We start from the raw sequence: 22,046 nt of genomic DNA, 5'->3' as shown, positions 1-22,046 counted from the left end.
TGTGCCGTGCCACCCGGTGGCGAACGCCAGGCGACGAGCGCCGGGCGCTGAAATCCGGCCAACTGGTGAGTGGTACGGAAGGGGCGTAGCGGAGGATCGGTTGCACCGGCACGGATGGCCCGGGTGGGCCATGGGAGGGGAGGCTAAGCGGCGTCGCGGTAGAAGCGAACTGATATTAACGGCGATGCTTGCGCGCCGTTTTCATATAGCCCGGCAGTATAAGAATCGGCCCGCGCGTTCTTCAGTCGGAGTCGATCAATTCCTGCAACAGGCGGGCGCCGTAGGGCCAGTCGCCCAGCTCGGCGAGGGAGCCCAGATGGCCGAAGGCGCCCGGTACCTCCAGGCGCGAGCCCCAGGCGGCGGCGAATCGTTCGGCGCGCTCCAGGGACACCCGGGCGTCGTCGCTGCTGGCCACGACGATGCTGGGGAACGGCAGGCGCTGTAACGGAAGGGGCGCGAAGCCCACGGCGCCAGGCGGATAGCTGGGATGCTCCACGTCGCTCGGTGCGACCAGCAGGGCGCCCTTCACCGGGCTCCGGTAGCGGGCGGCCCAGTGGGCGACCAGGCTGACCGACAGCGAATGGGCGACCAGCACCGGCGGCGCGGGAGATTCGGCGATCGCCGCTTGCAGGGTGTCCACCCAGGCGGTCACCTCGGGGTTGTCCCATTCCTGCTGGTGGACCCGCCGGTAATCCGGATGGCGGCGTTCCCAGAAGGTCTGCCAGTGGCGGTCGCCCGAGTTGCCCCGGCCCGGCAGGATGAGGACAGGGTTTGGTTTCGTCATGTGCTCGTCCCGGCAACGCCCGAAAGGCCGAAGAATCCCGCAGGCTAGCGAAAGCGGCGGCGCTTGGCGACGCACCGATTGGCATATCCACATAACCGGACAGGCCCGGGCCGGGGGCGCTGCCCCGCTTCGGCGAGGGCGGATCGGGAACGGCAAACCTGGGCGAATGGGCGCAGGCGCCAGGCGGATATGGCGAGCCGGTTCCGAAAGCAGCTAGGTGGGCGCCGCGGGCGATTGCCCATACAGGCGGGCGTACAGGCCGCCGTCCGCGATCAGCGTCTCGTGGCATCCGCGCTCCACCACCCGGCCCCGGTCCAGCACCAGAATCTGCTCGGCGTGCCGGATCGTATGCAGGCGATGGGCGATGACCAGACAGGTCCGGCCGCGCATCAGGTGGGCCAAGGCTTCCTGGATGTGCGCCTCGGTCAGGCTGTCGATACTGCTCGTCGCCTCGTCGAGGATGAGGATCCTCGGGTCGGCGAGGATCGCCCGAGCGATGGTCAGCAGTTGCCGCTGCCCTTGACTGATGTCGCCGCCTTCGTGGCGCAGGAGGGTGTCGTAGCCCTGCGGCAGCTTCTCGATGAAGGCATGGGCATTGGCCAGGCGGCAGGCCCGCTCGACCTCCGCGTCGCTGGCCTCGACCCGCGCGTAGCGCACGTTGTCGCGCACCGAGGCGTTGAACAGCAGCGGCTCCTGCAGGACGAAGCCCATCTGCCGGCGCAGGTCGGCGCGGCGCAGGTCGCGCAGGTCATGGCCGTCGACGAGAATGCGTCCGGCGCTGACGTCGTGGAAGCGGCTGAGCAATTGCACGACGGTGGACTTGCCGGCGCCGGTCGGGCCGATCAGCGCCAGGGTGGTGCCCGCGGGGATGTGCAGGTCGACGTCGTCGAGCACCGTCGCGCCCTGGCCATAGGCGAAGCCGACGCCCTCGAAGCGGATATCGCCGCGCACGGTGTCCAGCCCGAGGGTGCCGTCCGGCTCGGTGTCTTCGTCGAGCAGCTCGAAGGCGCGCTCGGCCCCGGCGACGGCGGCCAGGACGGTGTTGATCTGGGTCGAGACCTGGTTCAACTGGCGGGAGAACTGGCGCGCGTACTCGCCGAAGGTGACGATCACGCCGATGCTCACCTGGCCGTGGAGGGCCAGGACCCCGCCGATCACCAGGATCAGCGAGAAGCTCAGGTTGTCGCAGATGTACATCAACTTGGAGACGAAACCCGAATAGGTCTGCGCCCAATAGGCGGATACCCGCAGGCGGCCGTTGTAACCCTCGAACGCCGCGATGGCCGCCTCCTCGCGCCCGAACGCCTTGCTCGCCAGCTGCGCCGACAAGGTCTCGTCGAGAAAGCCGACCAGGGCGCCGACGTCCGCCTGCTGGCGCTTGAACAGCAGCGGCGTGCGCGCCCCGACCCAGCGTGCGCCGACGAACATCATCGGCACCACGATCAGGCTGACGCCGGCCAGCACGGGGTTGAGCCAGACCATCAGGCCGAGCATGCCGACGAACACCACCAGGCTGGTGCCGATCCGCAGCACCGCCTGGCTCAGGGTCTGGCCGAGGTTGTCGAGGTCGTTGGTCAGGCGGCTGGCGATCTCGCCGGCGTGGCGCGTGGCGTAGTAGGCCATCGGCAGCGCGTGCAGCCGGGTGAAGACGTCGCGGCGGATCGCCATCACCGCGCGCTGGGCGATGCCGATCATCGCGTGGCTCTGCGCCATGCTCACCGCCAACTGGGCCAGGTAGACCCCGGCGAGCAGGGCGATCAGGCGCAACGGCGACCCTTGCGGGGGCTCGACGAGCAAGGCGTCGATCGCCACGCCCAGCAGGTAGGGCGCCAGCAGCACCAGGGCGGCGAGCAGCACGACGCTGCAGAGGATGGCGCCCAACCGGACCCGGTATTCGGCCAGGTAGCGCCAAAGCCGCGGCAGGGTCCGCGCCCAGTTGGCCGGCTTGCCCACCGGCCCGGGCGGGATGGCGCCCCGGCTCAGCAAGGGAATCGCGCCGTAGCGGCGGAACAGCGGAGATTCACGCATGGCTGAGGACGTCCGCGGCACGCGTCTGGGAGTCGGCGATGCGCCGGTAGAGTTCGCTGCGCTGCAGCAGCTCGCGGTGGCTGCCCTTCGCCACCAGGCGGCCATCCTCGAGCAGCAGGACGATATCGGCGCGCCGCGCCGCCGTCATTTTCTGGCTCACCAGCAGCCGCGTGCAGTCCAGGCCGTCGAGGGCGTCGAGCAGCGCCGCTTCGGTGCGCGCATCCAGGGCGCTGGTGCAGTCGTCGAGCAGCAGCAGGCCGGGTTTGCGCAGCAGCGCGCGGGCGATCGACAGGCGCTGCTTCTGCCCGCCCGAGAGGTTGCCGCCGCGGCTTTCCAGCCGGGTGTCGTAGCCCTGCGGCAGGCCGAGGATGAGGTCGTGGATCTGCGCCCGCCTGGCCGCCTCGACCAGTTCCGCATGCGTGGCATCGGGTTTGCCCCACAGCAGGTTGTCGCGAATGCTCCCGGATACCAGCATCGGGTCCTGCGGCACGTAGCCGATGCGTTGGCGCAGGGCGGCCAGGGGTAACCGGCGAATGTCGTCGTCATCGAGACGCAGGCGGCCGCTGTCGGCGTCGTGCAGGCGTGCCAGCAGGTGCAGCAGCGATGACTTGCCGGCACCGGTCGAGCCGACGATCACCGCCGTCTGCCCGGGGCGAACGCTGAAGCTCAGGTCGTGCAGCACGGGCTCGCCTTTACCCGGGTAGTGGAAGCCGAGCCGTTCGCAGTGCACCGCGGGCGCGGTCGTGGGCGCCGCGACCGGGGCGCCGGCGCCGTCCTCGATCTCCCCGCTGAGGATTTCCGCGGTACGCGCCAGCGCCGACTTGGCCATGCTGAGGTTGGTCAGGATCATCGACAGGTAGGCGAACTCGCCGATGATCCGCGTCGCGTAGTTGAGGATCGCCACCACTTCCCCCGGGCTGATGTCCTGGCGCGCGATGCGCTGGTTGCCCAGCCAGAGGATCACCAGGATGCACAGGTTGAGCAGCAGGATCAGCCCGGGCACGACCATCTCCGAGAGCCGCATGGCCGCGCTCGCGCTTTGACGGAACGCCTCGCCGGCGGCGGCGAAACGTGCCTGTTCGTGGCCGCTGCGGCCGTAGGCGCGGATCAGTTGCATGCCGTTCAGGTTTTCCCGCAGCAGGCCGGTGAGCCGCTCCAGTCGCTCCTGGGCCAGGCGGAACAGGCGCATGCCGCGCTCGAGCGTCCAGCCCAGGGCCAGGCCGATCAACGGGGTGACCAGAACCAGGACCAGCGCCAGGCTGGAGTCGACCCAGAGCGCCAGCAGCACGGCGCCGAGGATGATCAGCGGGGCGCGCAGGTAGAGGCGCACGCACATGAAGACCGCGGTCTGCATCTGGTTCACGTCGCTGGTCAGGCGCGTCAGCAGGCTGGCGGTCGAGAGGCGTTGCGAGGCGCGCAGGGGCGCCCTCGCCAAGCGTTCGAACAGCGCGCTGCGCGCCATCCAGGCGAAGCTCTGCCCGGCGTCGGAGGCGAAGAAGGTGCTGCTGATGCCGCAGGCGAAGCTGAACAGCGCGAGGGCCACCATGGCCAGGCCCCACAGCAGCACCTGCGACAACGCGTGGGGCAGGATGCCACGGTCGATCAGCGCCACCATGAACAGCGGATAGGACAGCTCGACCAGCGCCTCGCAGAGCATCAGGCCGAAGGCGATGCCCAGGGACCGGCGTTGCGGGGCCAGAAACGGCAGCAGAACGGACAACGAGGCCATGGAGCGATTCTCACGCCGGAGGAGGTCGGCTGCCCCCTCGCCGCCAGGACGAGGGGCAGGGCGCGCGGGCTAGCGCACGGCGTCGCCGAAGCGGTACTCGTGGGTCAGCTCGTCCAGTCGCGCCTTGAACGCCGGGTCCAGTCGCAGCGTCGCGGCCGCCAGGGTCTGCTCCAGTTGCTCCGGACGGCTGGCGCCGATCAGCGCGGTACTGACCCGCGGATTGGCCAGCACCCAGGCGATCGACGCGCTGACCAGATCCACCCCGTACTCGGCGGCCAGGTCCTTCAAGGCGGCCACGGTGGCGAATTCGCGTTCGCGCCAGTAGCGCTCCTGATAGCGCTCGGCGACGCTGCCGAGGGTGAAGCGGGTGCCCTCGGTGGGCGCGCCGTAGCGGTGCTTGCCACTGAGCAGGCCGCCGGCCAGCGGGTTGTAGACCACCACGCCGAGGCCCTGCTCCTCGCTGAGCGGCAGCAGCTCGCGCTCGATCTCGCGGAACAGCAGGCTGTAGCGCGGCTGTACGGAGACGAAGCGGGTGAGGTTACGCAGGTCGGCGCGGCCCAGCGCCAGGGCCAGCCGGTAGGCGAGGAAGTTGGAGACGCCGATGTAGCGCACCTTGCCCGCGCGCACCAGGCTGTCCAGCGCTTCCAGGGTTTCGTCGATGGGCGTCTGCGCATCGTCCGAATGCAACTGGTAGAGGTCGACGTAGTCGGTGTTCAGCCGCCGCAGCGAGGCGTCCAGGGCATCGATCAGGTGCTTGCGCGACGCGCCCTGCTGCCAGGGTTGCGGGCCCATCTTGCCGACCGCCTTGGTCGCCAGGATCACCTGGTCGCGCTTGCCGGGCAGCCAGCGGCCGACGATCTCCTCGGTGCGCCCGACGGTGTCCAGGGTGCCGCCGATGGGATACACGTCGGCGGTGTCGACGAAGGTCACGCCGGCATCCAGCACCCGATCGAGGATTGCCCGCGACGTCACCTCGTCGGTCTGCAAGCCGAAGGTCATGGTGCCGATGCCCAGGCGGGAAACGCTGAGGCCGGTGCTGCCGAGTCTGTTGTACTGCATGGGGGCTCGCTCTGGTCGGAAAAGCACAGACTAGCCAAAGCCATCGGCACGGAGAATCGATTATTCCGGCTATGGTTATGACCTTTTGGGGGGATGCCGGCCAGGCGATCGGCGTCTGGCTGCCGGGCGCTTCCTCCGGCCCGGAAAACGCCAGGCGATTTCGGGCGGAAAGGCCCCGGGGTTCGCGCGGGAAGGCCGCGAGGCCGTCCCGGGCGCGGTTCGGCCTGGCGCAGCGCATCGGAGTAGCCAAGCTCCGTGGGAAAGCGGCCGCTCGCGCGACCCCGCCATATAGGCCGGATCCGATGCCCGGTTTTTCCGGCTCCCGCGTATGGCCGGCGCCGCGCGCCGCGGTTTTTCTCAGGGCACCGACTGCAACAGGGCGTTGCGGATCAGCGTCGCCGCCCGGTCGATTTCCTGTTCGGTGGTGAAGCGGCCGAAGCTCAGGCGCAGGCTGCGCAGCGCTTCGGCCGGGCGCAACCCCAGCGCCAGCAGCACGTGGGAGGGCGCGTTGCTGGCGGAATTGCACGCCGAAGTGGAGGAGATCGCCAGTTCGTCGCCGAGGGAGACGTCCCAGTAGGGCGTCAGGCTGAGGGTGTGCGGCACCCGCGGCGCGGATACGCCGTTGACCAGGATCGGCAGGCCCTTCAGGGCGTCCAGCAGGCGATCGCGCAAGGCCGCGATCCGTACCCGCTCGCTTTCCCCCTGGGCCTTCGCCAGGGCGAAGGCCTCGCCCATGCCGACGATCTGATGGGTCGCCAGGGTGCCCGAGCGCAGGCCCTGTTCATGGCCGCCACCATGGATCTGCGCCTGCACCTGGCCCAGGGCGCGGGTGCCGACGTACAGCGCGCCGATGCCCTTGGGGCCGTAGGTCTTGTGCGCGGAAAAGGACATCAGGTCCACCTCCAGCACGCGCAGGTCGATGGGCACCTTGCCGGTCGCCTGGGCGGCGTCGACGTGGAACAGCGCGCCGCGCTCGCGGACCAGGCGGCCGATGGCGGCGACGTCGGTGACCGTGCCCAGCTCGTTGTTCACCAGCATCAGCGAGACCAGGAAGCTGTCCTCGCGCAACGCCGCCCTGACCGCGTCGAGGGTGATCGCGCCCTTGTCGTCGGGCGCCAGGTAGGTCACCGCGAAGCCTTCGCCCTCGAGCTGCTTGAGGGTGTCGAGCACCGCCTTGTGTTCCAGCAGGCTGCTGAGGATGTGGCCCTTCTTGTCGCCACGGGCGCGGGCCACGCCTTTCAGCGCCAGGTTGTTCGACTCGGTGGCGCCCGAGGTCCAGACGATCTGCGCGGGCACCGCGCCGACCAGTTCGGCGACCTGCCGGCGAGCCTGTTCCACCCGCTCGCGGGCGTGCTGGCCGAACGCATGGGAGCGCGAGGCGGGGTTGCCGAAGGTGCCGTCCTTGCCCAGGCAGTCGATCATCTGGGCGATGACCCGCTCGTCCACCGGCGTGGTGGCGGCGTAGTCGAAGTACAGCACGTCGTTCACGGGGTTCTCGGCCGCTGCGGCGGGCCAGCTCCAGGGAAGAATGCGGGACATGGCGGTTATCAGACCTCGTCGAACAGGGCGGTCGAAAGGTAGCGTTCGGCGAAGCTGGGGATGATGGTGACGATCACCTTGCCTTCGTTTTCCGGACGCTTGCCGACGGTGACCGCGGCCGCCAGGGCCGCCCCGGAGCTGATGCCCACTGGAGCGCCTTCCTGGCGCGCGATGCGTCGTGCGGTGTTGAGGGCGTCGTCGTCGCTGATGGCGAGAATCTCGTCGATCAACGTCAGGTCGAGAATCTTCGACAAGAAACCCGAGCCGATGCCCTGGATCTTGTGGGGGCCGGGCTTGCCGCCGGAGAGCACCGCGCTGCCGGCCGGCTCCACGCCGATCACCTGCACCGACGGCTTGTAGCGCTTGAGCACTTCGCCGACCCCGGTGATGGTGCCGCCGGTGCCGATCCCGGCGACCAGGATGTCCACTTCGCCGGCGGTGTCCCGCCAGATCTCCTCGGCGGTGGTGACCTTGTGGATCGCCGGGTTCGCCGGGTTCTCGAACTGTTGCAGGACGATCGAGCCGGGGATTTCCTTCTGCAATTCGTCGGCACGGGCGATGGCGCCGCCCATGCCCTTGTCGCCGGGGGTCAGTTCCAGCCGGGCGCCGAGGAAGCGCAGCATCTTGCGGCGTTCCTCGGACATGCTTTCCGGCATGCACAGGATCAACTGGTAGCCCCGGGCCGCGGCGATGAAGGCCAGGGCGATGCCGGTGTTGCCGGAGGTCGGTTCGATGATCACCGAGCCGGGGCGGAGGCGCCCGGAGCGTTCGGCGTCGTCGACCAGCGCCAGGCCCAGGCGGTCCTTGACCGAGGACAGCGGGTTGAAGAATTCCAGCTTGCCGAGGAGGTGCGCGGGCACTCCCTCGGCGGCGGCGAAGCGGCTGAAACGCACCAGCGGCGTCGCGCCGATGGTGTCGATGATGCTGTCGTAAACGCGTCCTCTGAAGCTCGTCATGGTTCCTCGCCAAAGCCGCCGGGCGGGCGGACAGGTGCTTCGCGCAACCACGCGCAGAAGCGTCGAAGGCAAGCTAACGCGGGGGGCGGGGGATGGAAAACGAGAAAAACGGCGAAGCATAGACGGCGAGCGGGATAGGCCCGCAAAGGGGAAAGCCGCGGGAGAGGGACGTCGGGCCGGGCGCCGTGGCGAGAGCCGCGGTGCAGGAGTAACAGCCTGTGCGATCCTGGCGCTTCGCGTGCCCGAGGCGCGTTCGGAGCCGCCCGGCACCGGGGGGCGCCGTCCAGCCGCTTCAGGAGTCGCGCTTGCCAAGGGCCTGCGTCAAACCACCGCATATGGTTATGCGCAAAAGATATTTCGGAACCCGGCTTCATTGCTTTTATAGTCTCGTCACGACAGGTTATGACAAGTTGCCGAGAACTCCGATGGCGCAATTGCTCCCGCTTTCCCCCGTTCCGCTGTACGCCCAACTCAAGGAGCTGCTGCGCACGCGCATCCTCGACGGCAGCTATCCGCCGAGCAGCCGCATGCCCTCCGAATCCGAGCTGTGCAGGACCTTCGAGGTCAGCCGCATCACCGTGCGCCAGGCCCTGGGCGACCTGCAGAAGGAAGGGTTGATCTTCAAGATCCATGGCAAGGGCACCTTCGTCGCCAAGCCGAAAGCCTTCCAGAACGTCAGCACCCTGCAAGGGCTGGCCGAGTCCATGACGCGCATGGGCTACGAGGTGATCAACCGCCTGCACGGCATCCGCCACCTCGCCGCGTCGACCACCGTCGCCGAGCGCCTGCAACTGGAGGAGGGCGCGCCGGTGACCGAGATCAAGCGGGTGCGCCTGGTCAACCGCGAACCGGTTTCCCTGGAAATCACCTACCTGCCGCGGGCCCTCGGCGAGAAGCTGGAGAAGGCCGACCTGGTCGCCCGCGACATCTTCCTGATCCTGGAGAACGACTGCGGCATCGCCCTCGGCCATGCCGACCTGGCGATCGACGCGGTGCTGGCGGACGACCACCTGGTGCGCGCGCTGGACGTCGAGGAGGGCGCGCCGATCATGCGCATCGAGCGCCTGACCCACGCCGCGGACGGCACCCCGCTGGATTTCGAATACCTCTACTACCGCGGCGACGCGTTCCAGTATCGCCTGCGCATCGACCGCCAGAAGGGGCCCCACGCATGAGCCAGTACCAGACCCTCGAACGGGAATACGACATCGTGGTGATCGGCGGCGGCACCGCCGGGCCGATGGCCGCGATCAAGGCGAAGGAGAAGGACCGCAGCCTGCGCGTGCTGTTGCTGGACAAGGCCAACGTCAAGCGCAGCGGCGCCATCAGCATGGGCATGGACGGGCTGAACAACGCGGTGATCCCCGGCCACGCGACGCCCGAGCAGTACACCAAGGAAATCACCATCGCCAACGACGGCATCGTCAACCAAGCCGCCGTCTACGCCTACGCCACCCACAGCTTCGAGACCATCCAGCAGCTCGACCGCTGGGGGGTGAAGTTCGAGAAGGACGAGACCGGCGACTACGCGGTGAAGAAGGTCCACCACATGGGCGCCTACGTATTGCCCATGCCGGAGGGCCACGACATCAAGAAGGTGCTCTACCGCCAGCTCAAGCGCGCGCGGGTGGAAATCACCAACCGGGTCATCGCCACCCGCCTGCTCACCGACGCCGAGGGCGCGGTGAACGGGGTGATGGGCTTCGACAGCCGCACCGCTGACTTCCACCTGATCAAGGCCAAGGCGGTGATCCTCTGCTGCGGCGCGGCCGGGCGCCTGGGGCTGCCGGCTTCCGGCTACCTGATGGGCACCTACGAGAACCCGACCAATGCCGGCGACGGCTACGCCATGGCCTATCACGCCGGGGCCGAGCTGGCGAACCTCGAGTGCTTCCAGATCAACCCGCTGATCAAGGACTACAACGGCCCGGCCTGCGCCTACGTCACCGGCCCGCTCGGCGGCTACACCGCCAACAACAAGGGCGAGCGCTTCATCGAGTGCGACTACTGGAGCGGGCAGATGATGTGGGAATTCCACCAGGAGCTGGAGGGCGGCAACGGCCCGGTGTTCCTCAAGCTGGATCACCTGGCCGAGGAAACCATCCAGAACATCGAGGAGATTTTGCACAGCAACGAGCGGCCCAGCCGCGGGCAATTCCACGCCGGCCGGGGCACCGACTACCGGCGCAGCATGGTGGAAATGCACATCTCCGAGATCGGCTTCTGCAGCGGCCACAGCGCCTCGGGCGTGTGGGTCAACGAGAAGGCCGAGACCTCGGTGCAGGGGCTTTACTCCGCCGGCGACATGGCCGCGGTGCCGCACAACTACATGCTCGGCGCCTTCACCTATGGCGGCTTCGCCGGCAGCAACGCCGCCGACTACGTCGCCACCCGGGATTTCACCGCGCTGGACGCCGCCCAGGTGGAGCGCGAGCGGGCGCGGGTCTACGCGCCGCTGTTGCGCGCGCAAGGCCTGCCGCCGGCCCAGGTCGAGTACAAGCTGCGCCGATTCGTCAACGACTACCTGCAACCGCCGAAGGTGACCAAGAAGATGGAAATCGGCCTGGCGCGCTTCGCGGCCATCGCCGAGGACCTCGACCAGCTCAAGGCCGGCAACCCCCACGAGCTGATGCGCGCCCTGGAGGTCAGCGTGATCCGCGACTGCGCCGAAATGGCCGCGCGGGCCTCGCTGTTCCGCACGGAGAGCCGCTGGGGCCTCTACCACCATCGGGTCGACCACCCCGAGCGCAACGACGCCGAGTGGTTCGTCCATTGCCACCTGAAGAAAGGCGACGACGGCCGGATGACCAGCTTCACCCGACCGGTGGAGCCCTACCTGATCCCGCTCGACGACGAAGAGCAGCAGGCCTACCAACGCCTGCGGGTAAAGGGCGTGGCGGCCTGAGGCGGGGAGCGCCTCGTGGCAGCGCAGGAACGATCTCGTGGGAGTGGCTTCAGCCACGAAAGCGATCCACCGGCCACCGAAACGCCCGACCTGGGCCCCGACGTCGCGGCCGAAGCCGCTCCCTCGGGTAGCGGGCCCAGCAGTCTGACATCGATAACAGAGAGCCCGAAGGCTCCAAGGACACCGTGAAATGCCTTACCGACCCCAGGACATCTTCTTCCGCAGCAACGCGCCGGTGACCGTCGACGAAGACAAGTGCATCGCCCACAAGGGCTGCACCGTCTGCGTCGAGGTTTGCCCGATGGACCTGCTGGCGATCGACCCGGCGACCCAGAAGGCCTACATGGCCTTCGACGAATGCTGGTACTGCATGCCCTGCGAAAAGGATTGCCCGACCGGCGCGGTGAAGGTGGAGATTCCCTACCTGCTGCGCTGATCCAGCCGCTGCTCCCAGGAGGGACGCGTAGGGTGGATCGGCTCTATCGATCCACCAAGCGAGGCCTGCCCACACCCGGCGCAGAACAGGCTCTGCAGGGCGCGGAAAAACGACCCCGCCCACGAACGCACACCCGAACACGACAATGCCATCCGGCCAACCACCGGACGCCGATCCGAAAGCCCCTCGTTTCCCACCAGCCGACCGCTTGGCGGAGACGATTCCACCACTTGACGATTCGAGGGGATAACCCATGCACCTGCACCTCACGCTGGCCGGCCTCGCCCTGGCCATTGGCGCCGTCTCGGCCCAGGCCGCCCAGGCGCCGATCCGCATCGCCATCGGCACCCAGGACACCACCATCAACTGCGCCGCCGGCGGCTTGCTGATCCGCGAACTGGGCCTGCTGGAGAAATACCTGCCCCACGACGGCAAGTACCAGGACGCGACCTACGACATCGAATGGAAGAACTTCACCAGCGGCGCGCCGCTGACCAACGAGATGGTCGCCGGCAAGCTGGATTTCGGCGCCATGGCCGATTTCCCCGGCTCGTTCAACGGCGTGGCGTTCCGCGATGCGGGCAAGCAGAGCCTGTTCATCAGCGTGTTGTCCGGCAGCACCAAGGGCAGCGGCAACGGCATCGTGGTGCCGGCGGCCTCGCCGGTGCAGGCCTTCGAGCAGCTCAAGGGCAAGACCATTTCCGTGCCCTTCGCCTCCACCGCCCACGGCATGTTGCTGCGTGCCGTCGCGGCCCAGGGCTGGGACCCGGACAAGGACGTGAAGATCATCGCCCAGGCGCCGGAGATCGCCGGCTCCGCCCTGCGCAGCAATCGCATCGAGGCCCATGCCGATTTCGTGCCCTTCGCCGAGCTGTTCCCCAACCGCGGCTTCGCCCGCAAGATCTACGACGGCTCCCAGGCCAATGCGCCGACCTTCCACGGCGCTCTGGTGGACGCGGCCTACGCCAAGCAGTACCCGGAGATCGTCACCGCCTACCTGCGCGCCGGCCTGGAGGCCGACCGCCTGATCGCCGAGTCCCCGGAGAAGTACAGCGAATTGATCGAGAAGGTCACCGGCATCGAGGCCGAGGTGAACTACCTGTTCCACGGCCCGCTCGGCCTGCAGACCCGCGACCTCACCTGGAAGCCCGAGTACCGCGCGGCGGTCGCCACCTCCATTGACACCCTCAAGCTGCTGAAGAAGACCGACCGCGGCCTGAACGTGGACCAGTTCATCGACGATCGCTACATCCGCGCGGCGTTCCAGGCCGAAGGCCTGGATTACGCCCAGGCCCTGGCCAACTATGCGCCGGCGCCGCTGGTGGCCAACGACGCGGTGAGCGGCCAGCCGATCACCGACTTCAAGCGCCTGGCGCAGATTTGGGTGCGCGGCGAAGACAAGGTGCGCCACTACGCCTCGCCCGAAGCGGCGCTCTCCGCCCTGGCCGGGCTGGAGAAAGAGGGCAAGGACATTCGCGCGATCTACGCCCAGGCGGCGGACAGCGGGATCAAGCTGCTGGCCAACCAGGCCTGGTTCGTCAGCGATGACCAGGGCCGGCTGAACGCCTTCCTGCTCAAGCAGCAGGCCGACACCTACGCCCAGGCCCAGGGCGGCGAGGTGCTGGACTTCACCGCCGCCAGCCAGAAACGCCTGGCCAGCCGTTGATCGAACCCGGGACGTCCGGCATTCGCCCGCCGGTCGTTCCCATGAGTCCCACCCGCCGCGACCGGCGGGTACCTTCACGGGAGTGAGGCATGAGTCCGTTGTATCGCTGGCCCCTGCGCCTGGCTTCGCTGGCCGCTTGCCTGTTGTTCTGGCAGGTGGCGGCCAGCACGCGCCTGGACCTGGGGCTGCTCACCTTCACCTACGTGCCGACCCCCGGCGCGGTGCTCGATGCCGCCCGCGACCTGCTGGCCTCGAGCAAGCTCTGGGCGCACCTGGGCAGCAGCCTCGGCCGGGTGTTCGCCGGCTACCTGGCGGCCGCGCTGCTCGGGGTGCTGCTGGGCGTGCTCATCGGCCGCTGGCGCTGGGCCGAGGACAGCCTGCTGCCGCCGCTGGAAGTGCTGCGTCCGATCCCGGCCGTGGCCTGGATTCCCCTGGCGATCCTGATGTTCCCTTCGTCGGAGCTGTCGATGGTGTTCATCACCTTCACCGGCGCGCTGTTCCCGGTGCTGCTCAACACGGTGCACGGCGTGGAAGGGGTCGACCCGCGGCTGGTCGCCTCGGCCCGCAGTCTCGGCGCCGGGCGCCTGGCGATCCTGCGCGAAGTGGTGCTGCCGGGCGCCGCGCCGAGCATCGTCACCGGGCTGGCCATCGGCATGGGCACGTCCTGGTTCTGCCTGGTCACGGCGGAAATGATCTCCGGGCAATTCGGCATCGGCTACTACACCTGGGAGTCCTACACCTTGCAGAACTACCCCGACATCATCGTCGGCATGCTGCTGATCGGCGTGCTCGGCATGGGCAGCAGCGCGCTGGTGAAGCGCCTCGGCGCTCTGGCCACGCCCTGGTACCGCAGTGGAGGGCGACGCGGATGAGCCGGCCGGAAACCTCCCGGACGGCCGGGCGCGTCGACGTCGAGCGCGTGAGCATCCGCCTCGGCGAAGGCGCCCAGGCCTTCGACGCCGTGCAGGCGCTGGACTTCTCCATCGCGCCGGGCGAGTTCGTCTGCATCCTCGGGCCGTCCGGCTGCGGCAAGTCGACCCTGCTCGGCGCCCTGGCCGGCCATCTGCGCCCGAGCGGCGGCGCCCTGCGGGTCGACGGGCAGCCGGTGGACGGCCCGTCGCCGGCGCGCGGCATGGTATTCCAGCACCACACGCTGCTGCCCTGGCGCAGCGTGCTGGACAACGTCGCCTTCGGCCTGAAGATGCAAGGCGTCGACAAGGCCGAACGGCACCGGCGCGCCCATGAGTTCCTGGCCCTGGTGGGGTTGCAGGAGTTCGCCGGGCGCTGGCCGAATCAACTGTCCGGCGGCATGCAGCAGCGCGCCGAGATCGCCCGCGTGCTGATCAACCGGCCGCGCCTGCTGCTGATGGACGAACCCTTCGGCGCGCTGGACGCGCAGACCCGCGCGCGCATGCAGGAACTGCTGCTGGACATCTGGACGCGGGTGCGCACCACGGTGGTGTTCGTCACCCACGACATCGACGAAGCGCTGTTCCTCGCCGACCGCATCCTGGTGATGAGCCCGCGCCCCGGCCGTTTCATCGAGGACCTGCGCCTGGACTTCCCGCGCCCGCGCCGCGCCGGCCTGCTCACCAGTCCCGGCTTCACCCACCTCAAGCGGCACTGCCTGGACTTGCTGCGTCACGAAGAGGGGCGTGAACTGCCGCGCCTGACCCCGTTGGGCCTGCCCGACGATCCACCTCCCTTGCGAATCGCCCTATGACCGAACCGAACAGCGACAACCCCGAGATTCTCGATCTGTGCCCGCGTCTCGACAGCGACGACGCCGGCGTGCGCCGCATCGCCCTGATCGAACTCGCCGACCTGGAAGAACCCGAGGGCCTGCCCTGGCTGGTGCGCGCGCTGCGCGAGGATGCCGCCGCCGACGTCCGCGCCGAGGCCGCGCGCCTGCTGGAGGCTTGGGAAGAACCCGACGTGGTGGCGGCCCTTTGCGCGGCCCTGGCGGATGCCGATCCCCAGGTGCGCGCCACCGCGGCCCAGAGCCTGAGCGAGCTGAAGAGCGCCGAGGCGGGGCGGGTGATCCTGCCCTGGGCCGAGCATCCCGAAGCCTTCGTCCGCGCCAGCGCCTTGCGCGCGCTGCGCGAACTGCGCCTGGCGGACAGCGCGCCGCTGGCCGTGCGCGCGCTGGAGGACAGCGACCCGCGGGTGCGCCGCGAGGCGGTCGGCATCCTCGGTTGGCTCAAGCAATACGCGGCCTTGCCCGCCCTGGCGCGGCTGGCCAGCGACGACCCCGACACCGAGGTGCGCCGGGCCGCCACCGGCGCCCTCGGACTGGCCAGCGATGCCCGCGTACTGCCGGCCCTGGCGGCCGCCTTGCGCGACGCCCAGTGGCAGGTGCGCGAAGAGGCCGCCACCACCCTCGGCAAGCTCGGCCTGGCGGACGCCGGCCCGGCCTTGCTGGCGGCGCTGCATGATGACTATTGGCAGGTTCGCCTGCGCGCGGTGCGGGCCTTGGGACGGTTGCGTCATGCCGCCGCCGGCGAGGCCCTTATCGCGCTGCTCGGGCATGCCATCAGCAACCTGCGCAAGGAGGCGGCGCTGGCCCTCGGTGAGCTGGCCGACCCGGCCGCGCGGGCGCACCTGCAGGCGCTGGCGGACGACGCCGATCCGGAGGTGCGCAAGGCCGTGCGCATCGCCCTGGCGCAGTTGGACGCGCAGCCGTGACGGCGGCGCCCCTGGGGGTGCACAACGCCCGGGGCGAGGGCGTCTTGCGCGTCGAATGGCCCGGCGGGCGGGTCCAGCGCCTCGGCCACGGCCTGCTCCGGGCGGCCTGTCCCTGTTCCCAATGCCGCGCCCGGCGGCTGCGGGGCGGTCTCGACCTGGTGGCGGAGGGCGTGCGTATCCAGCGCATCCTGCCCCAGGGCTACGGCGTGCAACTGGTGTTCGACGATGGCCATGAGCGGGGCATCTATCCCTGGGCCTATCTACAGGGGCTGGGCACCGCCGGCGACCCTTGAAAGCCGCCTTCGGCCGCGACGGGCGCCCACCCGCCGGCGCGGCGCGGCCGCCTCAGCTTTCCGCCTGCCGCCGGTAGGCGCCGGGCAGCACGCCGGTGACCTTGGCGAAGGCGCGGGTGAAGGCGGCCACCGACTGGTAACCCACGGCTTCGGCCACCTCGGCCACCGCCAGGTTCTGCCGCAGCAGGCGTCCCGCCTGGCGGACGCGCAGGCCCAGCAGCAGCTGCCCGGGCGAAGAGCCGGAGAGCTCCTGGAAGCGCTTGCTGAAGGCCGAGCGCGACATGCCGCACAGCTGCGCCATCTGCTCCAGCGTCCAGGCCTCCTGGGGTCGCTCGATCAGGCGTTCGAGCAACGGCGAGAAGGTCGGCTGCCGGGCCAGGGCCAGCAGCCCGCCGACGTCCTCCAGCGCGCGCTGCTCGCGCAAGGCATAGAGAAACAGCAGGTGGCTGAGGCGTTCGAGGAAGGCCGCCGAGGGCTCGCCTTCGGTGCGCGCGCATTCTTCCAGGATCAATTCGAACAGCCGCCGCGCCGCGCTGGAGCCTGGTGTCTCGGCGCGCAGGATCAGCGACGGCGGCAGGGCATCGAGGATCAGGCTGCTCAGGCCGGCGCGGAAATGAAAGAAGCCGCAGACCAGGCCGACGCCGTCGCGGGGCGTGCCCAGCGGCGCCATCTCGACCCGTGGCGCGGCCTTCGCCCGCTCGGGGTCGCGTTCCTGGGACAGCCGATAGGCCAGGTCGCGCAACAGGAACACCGCGTCGCCCTCGCGCAGCTCGACCGGCTCGGCGTCCGGCAGGTGCAACCAGCACCGGCCTTCCACTACCAGATGGAAGCTGGCCCGCGCCAGGCCCTGGGTACTGGCCTGCCAGCGCCCGCAGTAGCGGCCCACGTGGAACAGCCGGGTATCCAGTTCCAGGTTCTCTAATAGCCATTCGAAAGGGGCAGTGGAGGAATTCATCTAATGAAAAGACTCGAAAGCAAGTGATTGCGACTTTTGAATATTGTTGGCGTTTTTTATAACCAACAGAATAGTTCCACGACCTCACAGGCAGGAGCTATCCCATGTCACGCGTCACCCTGCATACCCTGGAAACCGCCCCGCTCGAAGCGCAACCCTTCTTGGAGAACGCGCAGAAGGCCTCCGGTTTCGTCCCCAACCTGCTCGCGGTGCTGGCCAACGCGCCGGCGGCGCTGGAGACCTATGTAACGGTTTCCGCCCTGAATGGCAAAGCCAGCCTCGGACTCGCCGAGCGCGAGGTGGTGCAACTGGTGGCGGCCGCCACCCACGGCTGCAGCTTTTGCGTTGCCGGGCACACCGCCGTGGCCACCAACAAGGCCAAGCTGCCCGCGGCGGTGATCGAGGCCCTGCGCGCGCGCGGCGAATTGCCGGAGGCCCGCTACGAAGCCCTGGCCGCCTTCACCCGGGCGGTGATCGCCACCCGTGGCGATGTCGCCGACCCGGACTACGCTGCGTTCCGCGAGGCGGGATTCAGCGAAGGGCAGGCCCTGGAAGTGATCCTCGGCGTCAGCCTGGCGACCCTGTGCAATTTCGCCAACAGCTTCGCCCGCACGCCGCTCAACCCGGAGCTGGCCCATTATCGCTGGGAGCCGGTGGCCGTAGCCTGAGCCCCGAGAGGAAATCGATCATGTTGAACAGCTCGCTTGGCCAATGGCTCGACGCCCAGGCCGACCACCTGGATTGCGGCGACTGCGACGCGGAGCCGGTGCTGGCGCGGCTCGCCGCCGCCGATGCCCTGGGGCTCGGGGTGGACAAGGGGCTGCGCGGCGACGCCGGCGGCGTGGTGGAGGCCCTGGAAGGCATCGCCGAGGTGGCCGGCCATTCGCTGACCGCGGCCTTCGTGTTCTGGGGCCAGCGCGCCTTCATCGAATACCTGCTGCAGAGCGACAACGCCGCGCTGCGCGAGCGCTTGCTGCCCGACCTCCTGGCGGGGCGGCTGGCCGGCGCCACCGGCCTGTCCAACGCGATGAAATACCTGTCGGGTATCGAGGCCCTCGGCCTCGAGGCCGAGAGTCACGCGCAGGGCTGGCGGCTCAAGGGGCGCCTGCCCTGGGTCACCAACCTGCGTAAGAGCGGTTTCGTGGTCGCCGCGGCGATCGACCTGCCGGGGCGCGGGCCTTTCGTCGCCGCGTTGCCCGGCGAATTGCCCGGGCTGGAACGCAGCGAGGACCTGGCGCTGCTCGGCCTGCAATCGAGCAATACCGCGGCGCTGGATATCCGGGATGCGTCGCTCGGCCGCGAATGGCTGCTCGCCGAGGATGCCCGGCGCTACCTGCCGCAGGTGCGCCCGGCCTTCCTCGGTTTGCAGTGCGGCATGTCCATCGGCCTGGCGCGACGCGCCTTGCGCGAGGTCGAGGCCCATCTCGGCGGCAGCCGCTCGGTGCTGAGGGCCGAACGCGCCGCGCTCGTCGACGACCTGCGACAGGCCGGGAAGCGCCTCGAGGAGGGCCTGGTGGCCGGCCGCTTCGGCACGCGCCCCGCCGATCTGTTCGGCCTGCGCATCCGCCTGGCGGAAATCGTCGCCGCTGCCGTGCAACTGGAGTTGCAAGCCAGCGGCGGCAAGGCCTACCTGCAAGCCCACGGCGGCGGTTTCGCCCGGCGCTGGCGGGAGTCGGCGTTCGTCCCGGTGGTGACCCCGAGCCTGGTGCAACTGCGGACCGAACTGGCCCGTCAGGCCGGGGAGGATGCCGCGTGAGCGACGTCCTGCAAGCCCGCGACATCGCCCTGGGCTATACCGACGGCAGCGCCTGGCGCAGCGTGCTGGAGGGCTTCGAGCTGGACCTCGAGGCCGGCGAGCTGGTGAGCATCCTCGGCCCCAGCGGGGTCGGCAAATCCAGCCTGCTGCGCGTGCTGGGCGGCTTGCAGGCACCCAGCCGGGGCAGCGTGCGCTTGTTCGACGAGCCGCTGAGCGGCGCGCATCCGCGAGTGGCCATGGCCTTCCAGGACCCCTCGTTGCTGCCCTGGCTGAACCTGGAGAAGAACGTCGCCTTCGGCCTGGACTTCGCCCGCCAACCGCCGCGCTCGCCGGCCGAACGAGCACGCCTGGTGGAGCAGGCGATCGCCGCGGTCGGCTTGCAGGGCGCCCGCGGCCGCTACCCGGCCGAACTGTCCGGCGGCATGGCGCAGCGCACCGCGCTGGCCCGCTGCCTGGCGCGCCAGCCGCAGGTGCTGCTGCTCGACGAGCCCTTCGGCGCGCTGGACGAAGTGACCCGCGCCGACATGCAGCAACTGCTGCTGAAGATCATCCGCGAGCAGCGCACCGCCGCGCTGCTGATCACCCACGACATCGATGAAGCCTTGCTGCTTTCCGAGCGCATCCTGCTACTGGGCGGCAACCCGGCGCGGACCCTCGGCGAGTGGCGCCTCGACCTGCCCCAGCCGCGCGCCGAGCTGGTCGACGAGCTGGGCGCGCTGCGCATCGAGATTCTCAAAACCCTACGGCGGGCGAGCCGCGACACCGCAACCCCACTCGAACCGCTGGAGGCCCGCCATGTGCCTGGACGATCCCACCCCTACCCGACGTGACTTCCTCAAGCTGAGCGCGCTGCTCAGCGCCGCCGGCGCCATGCCGCTGCTCGCCAGCCTGCAGGCGCGCGCCGCCGCCGAACCCGATGCGCCGGTGCGCATCGGCTACCTGCCGATCACCGATGCGACGCCGCTGCTGGTGGCGCACAACAACGGCCTGTTCGAGGCCGAGGGCATCGCCGCCGAACGCCCGGTGCTGCTGCGCAGTTGGGCGCAGGTGATCGAGGCGTTCCTCTCCGGGCAGGTCAACGTCATCCATCTGCTGTCGCCGATGACCGTCTGGGCGCGCTATGGCAGCCAGGTGCCGGCCAAGGTGGTGGCCTGGAACCACGTCGGTGGGTCCGGCCTGACCGTGGCGCCGGGCATTACCGATGTGAAGCAACTGGGCGGCAAGTCGGTGGCCATCCCGTTCTGGTACTCGATCCATAACGTCGTGTTGCAAAAGCTGCTGCGGGAAAACGGCTTGAACCCGGTGAGCAAGGGCGCCGGCGGCGCACTCGCGGCCAACGAGGTCAACCTGGTGGTGCTGCCACCCTCCGACATGCCGCCGGCGCTGGCCAGCCGGCGCATCGAGGGCTACATCGTCGCCGAGCCCTTCAATGCCCTGGCCGAGAACCTCCAGGTCGGGCGCATCCAGCGCTTCACCGGGGATGTCTGGCGCAACCACGCCTGCTGCGTGGTGTTCATGCACGAGCACGACCTGAACACGCGTCCGGCGTGGTCGCAGAAAGTGGTCAACGCCATCGTCAAGGCGCAGCTCTGGACCCGCGAACACCGCGCCGAGGCGGCGCAGCTGCTGTCCAAGGACGGCGCAAACCGCTACACGCCCCACGCCCCGGACGTGCTGGGCCGGGTGCTGGCGCCGGCCGCCGGCGAGCGCGACGGCTACCTCGCCAGCGGGGCGATCCGCCACGCCGACTGGGACGCGCAGCGCATCGACTTCCAGCCCTATCCTTTCCCCAGCTACACCGAGGAATTGGTGCGCAGCCTCAAGGACACGCTGATCGAAGGCGACCGCGGCTTCCTCGCCAACCTCGATCCCCGGCAGACCGCCGCCGACCTGGTGGACGATCGCTTCGTCAAGAACAGCCTGGCCGCGCTGGGCGGCCTGCCGGCCTTCGGCTACCCGGACAGCTTCGAGCGCCGCGAGGAGATCAGCGTTTGAAGGGCAGGGCGGAGCGTGTGGCGCTCGGCTTCGCCGGGCTGGCCTTGCTGCTGGGGGCGTGGTGGCTCGGGGTTCGCCTGTTCGGCGAGGCTGGCGGCCTGTCGGCACGCTTCTCGCCCCAGGCCACCCTCGGCAGCCTGGAAGGCCTGCTCGGCCGGCGCGAGCTGTACGAGCATGTGTGGGTCAGTCTCCAGCGGGTGCTGATCGGCCTGGCGCTGGCTTTGCTGATCGGCGTGCCGCTGGGCCTGCTGGTCGGCGGCTCGCGGCGCCTGGAGGCGGCGACCACCCCGGCGTTCCAGTTCCTGCGGATGATCTCGCCGCTGTCCTGGATGCCCATCGTGGTGATGCTGATGGGCGTGGGCGACCGGCCCATCTATTTCCTGCTGGCCTTCGCCGCGCTCTGGCCGATCCTGTTGAACACCGCCGCCGGCGTGCGTCAGCTCGACCGGCGCTGGCTGCAACTGGCCCGCAGCCTCAGTGCCACGCGCTGGGAAATGCTGCGGCGGATCGTCTTGCCCGGTGTCCTCGGCCACGTCCTGACCGGGGTGCGCCTGGCCATCGGCATCCTCTGGATCGTCCTGGTGCCCTGCGAAATGCTCGGCGTCAGCGCCGGGCTGGGCTACTACATCCTCGACACCCGCGACCGTCTGGCCTATTCGGAGCTGATGGCGATGGTGCTGCTGATCGGCGCCCTCGGCTACCTGCTGGACGCCGCCGCCCGCGGGCTCTACCGGCTCTGGGCCCATGGAGCGAATCAGTGAGCGACGTGCGCCGGCCCATGGGACGCCCGGCGCGGCGGTGCCGACCCGAGGCCTGGCGCCCATCCTGAGGTTGCTGCGCAACGCGCCGGCAGCTTGATCCGACCATACGTCCGCTTCGCTGAAGCGCGGTCATCCTTCGCCCAGCCGCTGCGGTTGGCGCTGGCAACGCGCGGGAGGCGGACTGGCTGGGACACCTGTAGCGGGCCAGCCCCGGCCTGGGCGCACGCGCAAGCCGAACGCAGCCAATACTGTCACAGGGCCCGGATACGCTGGGCCGCTGCCATGATGCATCAGGTCAATTTGATCGGATTCACAGAACGCAACTTGACCCGATGGTTAGGCTAGAGACCCGTCGACGATGTGATACCGTGCCGAAACCCGCTTGGAGTTGAAGCGTTCAGCTCTTGCCCGCACAAGCAAGGAGGCTCCCTTGAACCGCGTTCTGAATGTCACCACCGCCCTCGGCCCGCAAACCCTGCGCTTCGCCGCGTTGAGCGGG

At 69.4% G+C, this 22,046-nt stretch carries 20 protein-coding genes; 13 read left to right on the top strand and 7 right to left on the bottom strand.

The genetic code is table 11. The features are described 5' to 3' along the window. Positions 1-241: 241 nt before the first annotated feature. The 6 genes from OGL92_RS20625 to cysK all read right to left on the bottom strand — a co-directional run bounded on the left by OGL92_RS20625 (position 242) and on the right by cysK (position 8,095). Entirely contained in the window at positions 242-784 is a 543-nt protein-coding gene (locus tag OGL92_RS20625) for an alpha/beta hydrolase (RefSeq protein WP_263147393.1), read from the bottom strand. A gap of 213 nt (positions 785-997) precedes the next feature. Beyond that, the gene (locus tag OGL92_RS20620) at positions 998-2,812 is read right to left on the bottom strand and encodes an ABC transporter ATP-binding protein (RefSeq protein ID WP_263147391.1); all 1,815 of its coding nucleotides are present in this window, start codon (positions 2,810-2,812) and stop codon (positions 998-1,000) included. Then, on the bottom strand, positions 2,805-4,541 hold the full coding sequence (locus tag OGL92_RS20615; protein WP_263147388.1) for an ABC transporter ATP-binding protein: 1,737 nt from the start codon (positions 4,539-4,541) through the stop codon (positions 2,805-2,807). Before OGL92_RS20615 ends, OGL92_RS20620 begins: the two co-directional genes overlap by 8 nt. A gap of 69 nt (positions 4,542-4,610) precedes the next feature. Next, positions 4,611-5,600 (bottom strand): aldo/keto reductase, encoded by a 990-nt coding sequence (locus tag OGL92_RS20610; RefSeq protein WP_263147386.1) that lies wholly within the window; start codon positions 5,598-5,600, stop codon positions 4,611-4,613. A gap of 357 nt (positions 5,601-5,957) precedes the next feature. Further along, positions 5,958-7,139, bottom strand: coding sequence for an aminotransferase class V-fold PLP-dependent enzyme (locus OGL92_RS20605; protein ID WP_263147384.1), 1,182 nt, complete (start codon positions 7,137-7,139; stop codon positions 5,958-5,960). 8 nt (positions 7,140-7,147) lie between these two features. After that, on the bottom strand, positions 7,148-8,095 hold the full coding sequence (gene cysK, locus OGL92_RS20600; protein ID WP_263147381.1) for a cysteine synthase A: 948 nt from the start codon (positions 8,093-8,095) through the stop codon (positions 7,148-7,150). A 425-nt stretch (positions 8,096-8,520) separates the two neighbouring features. Between cysK and OGL92_RS20595 the strand changes: the two genes are divergently transcribed. The 8 genes from OGL92_RS20595 to OGL92_RS20560 all read left to right on the top strand — a co-directional run bounded on the left by OGL92_RS20595 (position 8,521) and on the right by OGL92_RS20560 (position 16,080). Then, on the top strand, positions 8,521-9,270 hold the full coding sequence (locus OGL92_RS20595) for a GntR family transcriptional regulator (protein ID WP_263147379.1): 750 nt from the start codon (positions 8,521-8,523) through the stop codon (positions 9,268-9,270). Further along, on the top strand, positions 9,267-11,000 hold the full coding sequence (locus OGL92_RS20590; RefSeq protein ID WP_263147375.1) for a fumarate reductase/succinate dehydrogenase flavoprotein subunit: 1,734 nt from the start codon (positions 9,267-9,269) through the stop codon (positions 10,998-11,000). Before OGL92_RS20595 ends, OGL92_RS20590 begins: the two co-directional genes overlap by 4 nt. A 190-nt stretch (positions 11,001-11,190) precedes the next feature. Continuing rightward, entirely contained in the window at positions 11,191-11,436 is a 246-nt protein-coding gene (locus OGL92_RS20585; RefSeq protein WP_263147373.1) for a ferredoxin family protein, read from the top strand. A 253-nt stretch (positions 11,437-11,689) separates the two neighbouring features. After that, positions 11,690-13,102, top strand: coding sequence for an ABC transporter substrate-binding protein (locus OGL92_RS20580; RefSeq protein WP_263147371.1), 1,413 nt, complete (start codon positions 11,690-11,692; stop codon positions 13,100-13,102). An 89-nt stretch (positions 13,103-13,191) separates the two neighbouring features. Beyond that, positions 13,192-13,974, top strand: a complete 783-nt coding sequence (locus OGL92_RS20575) for an ABC transporter permease (protein ID WP_263147368.1) — start codon at positions 13,192-13,194, stop codon at positions 13,972-13,974. Continuing rightward, positions 13,971-14,825 (top strand): ABC transporter ATP-binding protein, encoded by an 855-nt coding sequence (locus tag OGL92_RS20570; protein WP_263147365.1) that lies wholly within the window; start codon positions 13,971-13,973, stop codon positions 14,823-14,825. The genes OGL92_RS20575 and OGL92_RS20570 overlap by 4 nt, the downstream gene beginning before the upstream one ends. Continuing rightward, complete coding sequence (locus OGL92_RS20565; RefSeq protein ID WP_263147363.1) at positions 14,822-15,787, top strand: HEAT repeat domain-containing protein; 966 nt, start codon at positions 14,822-14,824, stop codon at positions 15,785-15,787. The genes OGL92_RS20570 and OGL92_RS20565 overlap by 4 nt, the downstream gene beginning before the upstream one ends. Beyond that, positions 15,784-16,080, top strand: coding sequence for a gamma-butyrobetaine hydroxylase-like domain-containing protein (locus OGL92_RS20560; protein WP_263147361.1), 297 nt, complete (start codon positions 15,784-15,786; stop codon positions 16,078-16,080). The genes OGL92_RS20565 and OGL92_RS20560 overlap by 4 nt, the downstream gene beginning before the upstream one ends. A 52-nt stretch (positions 16,081-16,132) precedes the next feature. Here OGL92_RS20560 and OGL92_RS20555 read toward each other — a convergent pair whose 3' ends face one another. After that, entirely contained in the window at positions 16,133-17,035 is a 903-nt protein-coding gene (locus OGL92_RS20555; RefSeq protein WP_263147358.1) for an AraC family transcriptional regulator, read from the bottom strand. Between the two features lie 104 nt (positions 17,036-17,139). Here OGL92_RS20555 and OGL92_RS20550 point away from each other — a divergent pair, with 104 nt between their 5' ends. The 5 genes from OGL92_RS20550 to OGL92_RS20530 are packed head-to-tail and all read left to right on the top strand — an operon-like array spanning position 17,140 to position 21,547. Further along, positions 17,140-17,703, top strand: coding sequence for a carboxymuconolactone decarboxylase family protein (locus OGL92_RS20550; protein WP_263147355.1), 564 nt, complete (start codon positions 17,140-17,142; stop codon positions 17,701-17,703). A 20-nt stretch (positions 17,704-17,723) separates the two neighbouring features. Then, positions 17,724-18,791, top strand: a complete 1,068-nt coding sequence (locus tag OGL92_RS20545; RefSeq protein ID WP_263147352.1) for an acyl-CoA dehydrogenase family protein — start codon at positions 17,724-17,726, stop codon at positions 18,789-18,791. Further along, positions 18,788-19,621, top strand: a complete 834-nt coding sequence (locus OGL92_RS20540) for an ABC transporter ATP-binding protein (protein ID WP_263147350.1) — start codon at positions 18,788-18,790, stop codon at positions 19,619-19,621. Before OGL92_RS20545 ends, OGL92_RS20540 begins: the two co-directional genes overlap by 4 nt. Continuing rightward, positions 19,587-20,786: an ABC transporter substrate-binding protein gene (locus tag OGL92_RS20535; protein ID WP_263147347.1), complete on the top strand. Its 1,200-nt coding sequence runs from the start codon at positions 19,587-19,589 to the stop codon at positions 20,784-20,786. The genes OGL92_RS20540 and OGL92_RS20535 overlap by 35 nt, the downstream gene beginning before the upstream one ends. Beyond that, positions 20,783-21,547 carry an ABC transporter permease gene (locus OGL92_RS20530; RefSeq protein ID WP_263147345.1) on the top strand — a complete coding sequence of 255 codons (765 nt, stop codon included), beginning with the start codon at positions 20,783-20,785 and terminating at the stop codon, positions 21,545-21,547. Before OGL92_RS20535 ends, OGL92_RS20530 begins: the two co-directional genes overlap by 4 nt. Positions 21,548-22,046 lie beyond the last annotated feature (499 nt).

The organism is Pseudomonas sp. RIT-PI-AD (assembly GCF_025642785.1).
Taxonomy (GTDB): Bacteria; Pseudomonadota; Gammaproteobacteria; order Pseudomonadales; family Pseudomonadaceae; genus Pseudomonas_T.
Note: the sequence above shows the minus strand (reverse complement) of the source record. Positions and strands in the feature narration are given on the sequence as shown.